Genomic DNA, 311 nt, shown 5'->3' with positions numbered 1-311 from the left:
AATTTCACTTCATCATAGTCGAGGCTGTTGATCTCTGTGACGATCTCCTTGTCTTGAGGCGGCACCAATTGACCTCCATCCTGCCAGTAAACTTTATAGCCATTATATTCAGGCGGGTTGTGACTGGCGGTGAGTACAATTCCGCAGTGACAGTTGAGAAATTTAACTGCAAAAGAAAGTTCGGGAGTTGGACGAAGTTCAGAGAACAGGTACACCTGGATTCCATTTGCCGAAAAAACTTCGGCAACTATATGAGCAAGTTCCTTAGAGTTATTTCGGCAATCATAAGCGATCACCACTTTAAGATCTTC

The 311-nt window shown here is 43.7% G+C and carries 1 pseudogene; it reads right to left on the bottom strand.

Going from position 1 to position 311, the window contains the following annotated elements:
• Positions 1-311 (bottom strand): annotated as a pseudogene (locus tag HC175_RS22440) (phospho-sugar mutase); the annotation flags it as partial.

The organism is Salinimicrobium oceani (assembly GCF_012037645.1).
The sequence above is the reverse complement of the archived record's forward strand: the minus strand, read 5'-3'. Positions and strand labels throughout refer to the sequence as shown.